The organism is Pseudomonas sp. NBRC 111133 (assembly GCF_001320605.1).
Taxonomy (GTDB): domain Bacteria; phylum Pseudomonadota; class Gammaproteobacteria; order Pseudomonadales; family Pseudomonadaceae; genus Aquipseudomonas; species Aquipseudomonas monteilii.
This window is the reverse complement of sequence record NZ_BCBJ01000022.1, coordinates 1-9,109: the sequence shown is the minus strand read 5'-3', so window position 1 is coordinate 9,109 and position 9,109 is coordinate 1. Positions and strand designations below refer to the sequence as shown.

Below are 9,109 nucleotides of genomic sequence, written 5' to 3'. Positions count from 1 at the left end.
GGGCCTGGCTGAACAGGTCGTCGAAACCGTCATACAAGTTGAAGACGACGAAAATGCCCACGGCCAGGAAGGCCAGCAGCTTGATCAGTGACTCGAAGGCAATCGCCAGCACCATGCCACGGTGGTGCTCGGTCACGTCCAGGCTGCGGGTACCGAACACGATGGCGAACAGCGCCAGCACCAGCGACACTACCAGTGCGGTGTCCTGCACGCGGGTGCCGGTGGCATCGGCGTTGGCGCCGATCAGCAGGTTCACACCCAGCACGATGCCTTTGAGCTGCAAGGCGATGTACGGCAGCACACCGACCAGGCAGATCAGCGCCACCACGACCGCCAGCGTCTGCGACTTGCCATAGCGGGCGGCGATGAAGTCGGCGATCGAGGTGATGTTCTGCTGCTTGCTGATCAGCACCATCTTTTGCAGCACCCAGGGCGCGAAGATCAGCAGCAGCACCGGGCCCAGGTAGATCGGCAGGAACGCCCAGAGCTGTTCGGCGGCCTGGCCGACCGCACCGAAGAAGGTCCAGCTGGTGCAGTACACGGCCAGCGACAGGCTGTACACCCAGGCACGCAGTTTCGGCGGCAACGGCGTGCTGCGGCGGTCGCCATAGAAGGCGATGGCGAACATGACGGCCATATAGGCCAGGGCGACCACGGCGATCAGCCCGCTGGACAACGACATGAAGACTCCGAAGCAAAAAAGATAACGCGGTCCCGATCAATCAGTCTGGCACGCAGGTGCCGCTTCGTCAGCGCAGACCATGGTTGTAGGCGTGAACTTGCTCGCGATTGACCTGAAACAACACATCAACCTTTTCGGGTGCCCAACCCGTAAAAGACCCCCGCCAGTATCACCGACAATACCAACAGGTAGAAGATCGCCCCCGGCCACAGGTGTACCAGGGCAAACCCCACCATCACCGGCCCCAGTGCCGCGCCAAGATTGGACAGGTTCTGCGCGCCGTAATACACCCCGCGCAAGTGCTCCGGCGCAATCAGGTCAATGAACATGTACTCGGCGGGGATCACGATGATTTCGCCCAGGGTGAACACCAGCATCGCCAGGCACCAGGCCAGCACCGAGCCTGCCGACGCAAAGCCCAGCAGCCCGGCGATGAACAGGGCCATGCCGGCCAGCAACCAGGGCATCAGGCGCTGGCGGCTGATACGCCGGCCAATCAGGTACTGCAGGGCAATCACCGTTACGGCGTTGGTGGTCACCAGATAGCCCACCAGGCGCGCCGCCTCGGTCGGGCTGCTGGTGACGACCAGGTACTGCGACAGGTAGGCCGTGAACTGGCCAAACACCACCGCACTCAACACCCCGCCCAACGTGAAACACACCAGCCGGCGGTCACGCGCCAGCCCCAGCGCCACTTGGCCGAAACCGGCCGCAGGCTTGTCTGCACTTGCCTGCAGGCTGCGGTCGCCCAGGCGCCAATAGGCCAGGCACATGGCCAGCCCAAGCAGGGCAGAGGCGATGAATGGCATGTGGTCGTTCAGTTCCAGCATGGCCACGCCCAGTAAAGGGCCGGCGGCGTAACCAACGTTGCTCAGGGTGTACTTGATGGCGAACACCTCGGCCCGTTCTTCTACCGGCAGCAAGGCGCAAAAGCCGGCCTTGGCGGCGATATCGACCACCGTGAGGGCCAGGTTGATCAGTACCAGGCACAGAAAGAACAGCAACGCTGAACGGCTGGCGACCGCGCCGACAAAGGCCAGGGCGAACAACAGGGTGCTGGCGCTGACCAGGGTGTGGTTGCGCAAGGTGTCGACCAAGTGGCCGCCATACAGGCTCAGCAGCGAGGCGATGATCAGCGCGCCACCTATCAGCAAGCCGATCTGGCTGATCGGCAGTTGGAAATTGTCGGCCAGGTACACCACCAGGTAGGGCAGGGTGAGGGCACGGGCGACGGTGAGGGTGAAGGTGGTCAACAGCAACAGGCGTACGGTGTGCGGGTAGCGTTTGATGGCGGCGAGCATTGCCACGTCCTTGTTGTTCTGGTTTTCCCGGCCACAAGCATAAGCCAGGCACTGGTCCGGCGACAGGCGGAGGATTGACAGCCCGCCACCCACGGGGAATACTCTCGAAAAAATTCATATATATGTTTAGATAACAAGACGAGAGCGAGACCCATGCACCCACTGACCGGTGATGCTCGACTGCCCCGCTACCAACAATTGCGCGACCACATGGTCGAGCAGATTGCCAATAACCGCTGGCGCCCGGGCGAGGCGATCCCGACCGAAGCGGCCCTGGCCAGCGAATTCGATATGTCGGTCGGCACCGTGCGCAAAGCCGTCGACGTGCTGGTCGCCGAAGGCGTGCTGGAACGTCAGCAGGGTCGTGGCACCTTCATTCGCCGCCCGCAGTTCCAGTCTTCGCTGTTCCGCTTCTTCCGTTTCGAGGCTGCCAATGGCGAGCGTGTGGTGCCAGAAAGCCGCATCCTGTCCATCGAGCCGCTCGCAGCGCCATCGGCGGTGGCCGAGGCCCTGGGCCTGGCGGCGGGCGCCGAGGTGATCCGTATCATTCGTACCCGTCTGCTGGGTGCCCAGCCCGTCCTGGCTGAAGAAATCTGGCTGCCGCGCCAGACCTTCCAGCCATTGCTGGACGTGGAGCTGAATAGCAAGGGGCCGCTGCTGTACCCGATCTATGAAGCACTGTGCGGCCAGGTGGTCGCCTACGCCGAAGAGACCCTGACCGCCGAAGCGGTCGACGCACTGCATGGCCGCTTGCTGCAACTGCCGGCCGACAGCCCGGTGGTGGTGATCGAGCGTCTGGCCCGTGACTACGCCGGCAAGCCCCTGGAATGGCGCCGCTCGCGCGGCCATGCGCAGCACTTCCGCTACCGCATCGATATCCGCTAAGCCGGCTGCTTCACCCGTTTTACCCGTCTGCGCCGTGCTGCCACGGCGCAGTGGCTTCGCCTGCCCGTAACACACACGACCAAGAAGGATAACAATCATGTTCAGCTGGTATCGCCAGATCACCTCACGGGAACGCAAGACGTTCTGGGCCTGCTTCGGCGGTTGGTCGCTCGATGCGCTGGAAGTGCAAATGTTCGGCCTGGCCATCCCCGCGCTGATCGCTGCCTTCTCCCTGACCAAGGGCGATGCCGGCCTGATCAGCGGCCTGACCCTGGTGACCTCGGCGATCGGCGGCTGGCTGGGTGGCACCTTGTCCGACCGCTACGGCCGCGTGCGTACCTTGCAATGGATGATTCTCTGGTTCTCCTTCTTCACCTTCCTTTCGGCGTTCGTCACCGGCTTCTACTCGCTGCTGTTCGTCAAGGCCATGCAAGGCTTCGGCATTGGCGGTGAATGGGCGGCTGGCGCGGTGCTGATGGCCGAAACCATCAACCCGAAATACCGTGGCAAGGTCATGGGCACGGTGCAAAGCGCCTGGGCCGTGGGTTGGGGTCTGGCGGTGGCGCTGTTCACGCTGATCTACTCGCTGGTACCGCAGGAATTCGCCTGGCGGGTAATGTTCTTCGTCGGCCTGTTGCCATCGCTGCTGATCATCTGGGTACGCCGCAACGTGCCAGAGCCGGACAGCTTCCAGCGCCTGCAAAAAGAAAAGGCCATCCCCGCCAGCTTCCTGCAATCGATGGCTGGCATCTTCCGCCCGGAACTGCTGCGCGTGACCCTGCTCGGCGGTTTGCTCGGCCTGGGTGCCCACGGTGGCTACCACGCAGTGATGACCTGGCTGCCGACCTTCCTCAAGACCGAGCGCAACCTCTCGGTGCTGAACTCGGGCGGCTATCTGGCGGTGATCATCCTGGCGTTCTGGTGCGGTTGCGTGGTCAGCGGCCTGTTGATCGACCGCATCGGTCGGCGCAAGAACATTCTGCTGTTCGCCCTGTGCTGTGTGCTGACCGTGCAAGCTTATGTGTTCTTCCCGCTGACCAACACGCAAATGCTGTTCCTCGGCTTCCCGCTGGGCTTCTTCGCCGCCGGTATCCCGGCCAGCCTGGGCGCGTTCTTCAATGAACTGTACCCGGCCGATGTGCGCGGTGCCGGGGTGGGCTTCTGCTACAACTTCGGCCGCGTGCTGTCGGCGGTGTTTCCGTTCCTGGTTGGCCACATGAGTGAGTCGATGTCGCTGGGCAGTGCCATCGGCATCGACGCCGGTATTGCCTATGGCGTGGCGGTGATCGCTGCCCTCTGCCTGCCAGAAACCCGTGGTCGCAACCTTGAATCTGCACCTGCGCCGGAAATGGCTGGCGCTGTCACCCAGTAACTTCACCTTGTTTGTATGAGAACCATGCCCGACGCTCCTGCTTTACACCTGACCGCCATCGACACCCACGCCCACGTATTCAGCCGCAGGCTGAACCTGGCCAGCGAGCGGCGTTACGCGCCCAGCTACGATGCGCCGCTGGGCGACTACCTGGGCCAACTGCTGGCCCATGGTTTCAGCCATGGCGTGCTGGTTCAGCCCAGTTTCCTGGGGACCGACAACCGCTACCTGCTCAACGCCCTGCAAACGGTGCCGGGGCAGTTGCGCGGGGTGGTGATGCTGGAGCGGGACGTCGAGCGTGAGACGCTGGATGAGATGGCACGACTCGGCGTGAAGGGCGTGCGCCTGAACCTCATGGGCCAGGCGTTGCCCGACCTCACCGGTGCCCAGTGGCGGCCCTTGCTGGAGCGTATTGGCGAGCAGGGTTGGCACCTGGAGCTGCACCGCCAGGTGGCGGACATTCCAGCGCTGGTGCGGGCGCTTGAGCCGTATGGGCTGGACATCGTGGTCGATCATTTCGGCCGGCCTGATGCCCGCCGTGGTCTGGGGCAACCCGGGTTTGCCGAGTTGCTGACCCTGGGGGGGCGGGGCAAGGTATGGGTGAAGGTATCGGGTATTTATCGGCTGGAAGGCTCGCCGGAACAGAACCTCGCCTTCGCCCGGCAGGCGCTGTGTACGCTGGAAGCGCATTACGGCGCCGAGCGGCTGATGTGGGGCAGTGACTGGCCGCATACCCAGCATGAGTCGGCGGTGGGTTTCAGTACGGCTTTGGAACAGTTTGAGGCTTTGGGGTGTTCGGCAGAGTTGCGCCGGGCGCTGTTGGTGGATACAGCGCGAGCGTTGTTCGGTTTCGAATGAAGGGCTGTTTCTGAGACGACCTGGTCATTGTGGGTGTGAAGGTGCTTGCCAGTGCACGCATTTCCCATGCAGATTTGTGGCCTGACGTGCCCGGCGCGCCTCCAATTGAAAAGCCCTCAGGACCAAGGACGATGAGTCACTCCTCGCAATTCACCTTGCTCGGCAAGCGGCGCTTCCTGCCGTTTTTCATCACTCAGTCACTGGGTGCCTTCAACGACAACCTGTTCAAGCAGTCGCTGATCCTGGCGATCCTGTTCAAGCTCAGCCTGGGCGACGGTGACCGTTCGATCTGGGTCAACCTGTGCGCCTTGCTGTTCATCCTGCCGTTCTTTCTGTTCTCGGCACTGGGTGGGCAGTTTGGTGAGAAGTTCGCCAAGGACGCGTTGATCCGTGCGATCAAGCTGGCCGAGATCGTGATCATGGCGATCGGTGCGCTGGGCTTTATCACCAACCACCTGACGCTGATGCTGGTGGCTCTGTTTGGCATGGGCACTCATTCGGCGCTGTTTGGCCCGGTGAAGTACTCGATCCTGCCGCAGGCCCTGCGCGAAGAAGAGTTGGTCGGCGGCAACGGGCTGGTGGAAACCGGCACCTTTCTGGCCATTCTCGCCGGCACTATCGGCGCCGGGGTGATGATGTCGGCCGACAGCTATGCCACGGTGGTGGCGGGTGGGGTGGTCGGCACCGCTGTGCTCGGCTACCTGGCCAGCCGCTGGATCCCGCGGGCCGCTGCCGCTTCGCCGAACATGCCGCTGGACTGGAACATCTTCAAGCAGTCGTGGGCGATCCTGCGCATGGGCCTGGGCCAGCCGCCGGCCGTGTCGCGTTCGATCGTCGGCAACTCGTGGTTCTGGTTCGTCGGTGCAATCTACCTCACGCAGATCCCGGCCTACGCCAAGGACTGGCTGCACGGTGACGGCACAGTGGTCACCCTGGTGCTGACACTGTTCTCGGTGGGCATTGCCCTGGGCTCGCTGCTGTGTGAGCGGCTGAGCGGGCGCAAAGTGGAAATCGGCCTGGTGCCGTTCGGCTCGTTCGGCCTGACCCTGTTCGGCCTGTTGTGGTGGTGGCACTCCGGCGATGTGCCGGCTGCAGCGGCCCCGCACGACTGGCTGACGCTGCTGGGCATGGGGCAGGCCTGGTGGATCCTGCTGTCGATCGTTGGCCTGGGCGTGTTCGGCGGCTTCTACATCGTGCCGCTGTATGCGCTGATCCAGGCCCGCACGGCCGAGGACCAGCGCGCGCGGGTGATCGCGGCCAACAACATCCTCAATGCCTTGTTCATGGTGGTGTCGGCGGTGCTCACCATCCTCCTGCTGGGCCTGGCGGGCTTCACCATCCCGCAGCTGTTCCTGGTGGTGTCGCTGCTCAACATCGCGGTCAACGCCTACATCTTCAGGATCGTGCCTGAGTTCACCATGCGTTTCCTGATCTGGCTGCTCAGCCATTCGATGTACCGCGTGCAGCATCGCGACCTGGAGCGCATCCCCGATGAAGGTGCGGCGCTGCTGGTGTGCAACCACGTGTCGTTCGTCGATGCGCTGTTGCTGGGTGGGGCGATCCGTCGGCCGATCCGCTTTGTCATGTACTACAAAATCTACAACCTGCCGGTGCTCAACTTCGTGTTCCGCACCGCTGGCGCCATCCCGATTGCCGGGCGTAACGAAGACCTGGCCACCTATGAACGGGCCTTCGCGCGCATTGCCAAGTACCTGGCCGATGGCGAGCTGGTGTGCATCTTCCCGGAAGGCAAGCTGACCGGCGATGGTGAGATCGATGTGTTCAAGGGCGGCGTCAACCGCATCCTGGAGGAAACGCCGGTGCCGGTGATTCCGCTGGCCTTGCAGGGGCTGTGGGGCAGCTTCTTCAGCCGCGACCCGGCCAAGGGCTTTTTCAAGCGCCTGTGGTCGCGGGTAACCATCGTGGCCGGCGCCGCCATCCCGGTGGAGGCAGCGCAGCCAGAAGCATTGCGCGAGCAGGTTAGCCGCTTGCGCGGCAACCTGCGTTAGGGGAGAGGGTTAGCTGGCGCTGACTTTGAGGCCGACCAGGCCGCAGACGATCAGCGCCACGCTGACCAGCCGTACCAGAGCCATGGATTCGCCGAACAGGATGATGCCGGCGATCACCGTGCCGACGGCACCCACGCCGGTCCAGATGGCATAGGCGGTGCCCAGCGGCAGCTCTTTCATGGCCAGGCCCAGCAGGCCCAGGCTGATGACCATGGCGCCAACCGTAAGCACGGTGGGAATCGGCTTGCTGAAGCCGTCGGTGTATTTTAGGCCGACGGCCCAGCCGACCTCGAACAGGCCGGCGAAGAACAGGATGATCCAGGACATAGGTGTGTCTCCATCGTTTGAATGATGGGGCCGTCCCCGGAATGGTCACGCGGTGCGTCGTGAGGCCGTCCTCACAGTGGGCAATATAGTGCACATGTGCGGCCTTCCAGGCAACATCAATGCCTGGCTGGCTCACCACTTTCGGGCTCGCCTGCAGGCGCATCCATCCGCCGGAACCAGGTCGAAAGCAACGCCCCTGAAATGTTATGCCAAACACTGAACAACCCACTCGGCACTGCAGCCAGCGGCGAGAAGTGCGCTGCCGCCAGTGCCGCACCCAGCCCAGAGTTCTGCATGCCTACCTCCAGCGCCAGCGCCTTACGCTGGGCCAGCGGCAGCTTGCACAGCTTGCCGGTCAGGCACCAGGCCCAGCAGCGGCACGATAGCGACCTTGAGGGCGATGAACCATTGCGGTTGCAGGAAGGCCAGCACGGCAAATACCAGCACCCACAGGGCGAAGGTATTGCCGACGAAGCGGCTGAGGGCGGTACCGGCGAAAAATCACTTTCAGGCCAGCACCGGCATTTCAAGACACATCAGACCCCTTGCGGAATCTCCTCCCCACCCAGCGCCTCGAACAGCACCGGCAGGAACTCGGCAAAGGTCATCATCATCAGCTGGAAGCTGGCATCGAACTGCTGCGCCGCCTCATCACCACCATCCTGCTCGGCCTGTTCCTGCAGCAGCTCTTCGAACTTCAGGCGCTTGATTACCATCTTGTCGTCCAGGATGAACGACAGTTTGTCCTGCCAGGCCAGGGCCAGCTGGGTCACCACTTTGCCGGTGCTCAGGTGCAGCTGGATTTCCTCGCCGGTCAGGTCCTGGCGTTTGCAGCGCACGATGCCGCCGTCTTCTGCGGTGTCGCGCAGTTCGCACTCGTCCAGCACATAGAAGCCTTCGGCGGCCTGTTGCGACTTGACCCAGTCGGTCATGGTGGCAACCGGTGCAATTTTTACCGTGGCCGGGCGTACCGGCAGCGAGCCCATCACTTCACGCAGGGTCGACAGCAGGTCTTCGGCACGCTTGGCGCTGGCCGAGTTCACCAGGATCACGCCCTGGCGCGGGGCGATGGCAGCGAAGATCATCGAGCGGCGGATGAACGCGCGCGGCAGGAAGGCCTGGATGATCTCGTCCTTGATCTGGTCGCGTTCCTTTTTATAGACCTTGCGCATCTGCTCGGTCTCGATCTCTTCGACCTTTTCCTTGACCGCGTCATTGACCACGCTGCTCGGCAGGATGCGTTCTTCCTTGCGCGCGGCAATCAGCAGGTACTCGCCGCTGACATGCACCAGGGGAGCGTCTTCGCCTTTGCCGAACGGCGCGACGAAACCATAGGTGGTCAGCTCCTGGCTGGCGCAGGGGCGGGCCGGCTTGCTGGCCAGGGCGGCTTCCAGCGCTTCAGGCTCGAACGGGACTTCCTGGGTCAGGCGGTAGGTCAGCAGGTTCTTGAACCACATGAGGGGCAACTCTCCTTAATGCATAAGGCGGGCATTATTCTCCGTGTAGTGATCTGAGGCCAGCCCTGTCACAGGGCCAGCAGCGGCTTCTGCTTCAAAGAAACACCCGACAACGCTAGGTCTTTGAAAGGCATGAAGTTTTTTTTGAAAAAAGTTTAAAAAGTGCTTGCCAGGGTGCAGGGTCGTCCGTAGAATGCGCGCCACACCGAGACGAAGGG

General features: G+C 62.9%; 8 protein-coding genes and 2 pseudogenes. 4 read left to right on the top strand and 6 right to left on the bottom strand.

The annotated features are described in order from the left end of the window. Both APH36_RS04175 and APH36_RS04170 read right to left on the bottom strand, forming a co-directional pair. Window positions 1–682: pseudogene (locus tag APH36_RS04175) on the bottom strand (hybrid sensor histidine kinase/response regulator); the annotation flags it as partial. A 125-nt stretch (window positions 683–807) separates the two neighbouring features. Continuing rightward, the gene (locus APH36_RS04170; RefSeq protein ID WP_060497606.1) at window positions 808–1,983 is read right to left on the bottom strand and encodes an MFS transporter; all 1,176 of its coding nucleotides are present in this window, start codon (window positions 1,981–1,983) and stop codon (window positions 808–810) included. A 153-nt stretch (window positions 1,984–2,136) separates the two neighbouring features. Between APH36_RS04170 and APH36_RS04165 the strand changes: the two genes are divergently transcribed. From APH36_RS04165 to APH36_RS04150, 4 genes are all read left to right on the top strand, one after another. Next, window positions 2,137–2,868, top strand: coding sequence for a GntR family transcriptional regulator (locus APH36_RS04165; protein ID WP_060497605.1), 732 nt, complete (start codon window positions 2,137–2,139; stop codon window positions 2,866–2,868). A 97-nt stretch (window positions 2,869–2,965) separates the two neighbouring features. Then, window positions 2,966–4,240, top strand: coding sequence for an MFS transporter (locus tag APH36_RS04160; RefSeq protein ID WP_060497604.1), 1,275 nt, complete (start codon window positions 2,966–2,968; stop codon window positions 4,238–4,240). Between the two features lie 24 nt (window positions 4,241–4,264). After that, window positions 4,265–5,098, top strand: coding sequence for an amidohydrolase (locus APH36_RS04155; protein WP_060497603.1), 834 nt, complete (start codon window positions 4,265–4,267; stop codon window positions 5,096–5,098). Between the two features lie 131 nt (window positions 5,099–5,229). Further along, on the top strand, window positions 5,230–7,107 hold the full coding sequence (locus APH36_RS04150; RefSeq protein ID WP_060497602.1) for a 1-acyl-sn-glycerol-3-phosphate acyltransferase: 1,878 nt from the start codon (window positions 5,230–5,232) through the stop codon (window positions 7,105–7,107). 9 nt (window positions 7,108–7,116) lie between these two features. On the opposite strand, the gene sugE is transcribed toward APH36_RS04150, so the two are convergent. The 4 genes and pseudogenes from sugE to APH36_RS32305 all read right to left on the bottom strand — a co-directional run. Next, complete coding sequence (gene sugE, locus APH36_RS04145) at window positions 7,117–7,434, bottom strand: quaternary ammonium compound efflux SMR transporter SugE (protein ID WP_012270979.1); 318 nt, start codon at window positions 7,432–7,434, stop codon at window positions 7,117–7,119. A 116-nt stretch (window positions 7,435–7,550) separates the two neighbouring features. Further along, window positions 7,551–7,793: pseudogene (locus APH36_RS32995) on the bottom strand (bile acid:sodium symporter family protein); the annotation flags it as partial. Window positions 7,794–7,970: 177 nt separating this feature from the next. After that, the gene (rdgC, locus tag APH36_RS04140) at window positions 7,971–8,891 is read right to left on the bottom strand and encodes a recombination-associated protein RdgC (RefSeq protein ID WP_016715497.1); all 921 of its coding nucleotides are present in this window, start codon (window positions 8,889–8,891) and stop codon (window positions 7,971–7,973) included. Between the two features lie 15 nt (window positions 8,892–8,906). Beyond that, window positions 8,907–9,109, bottom strand: a 203-nt coding sequence (locus APH36_RS32305) for a hypothetical protein (protein WP_218187320.1), incomplete at its 5' end; no start/stop codon positions are given.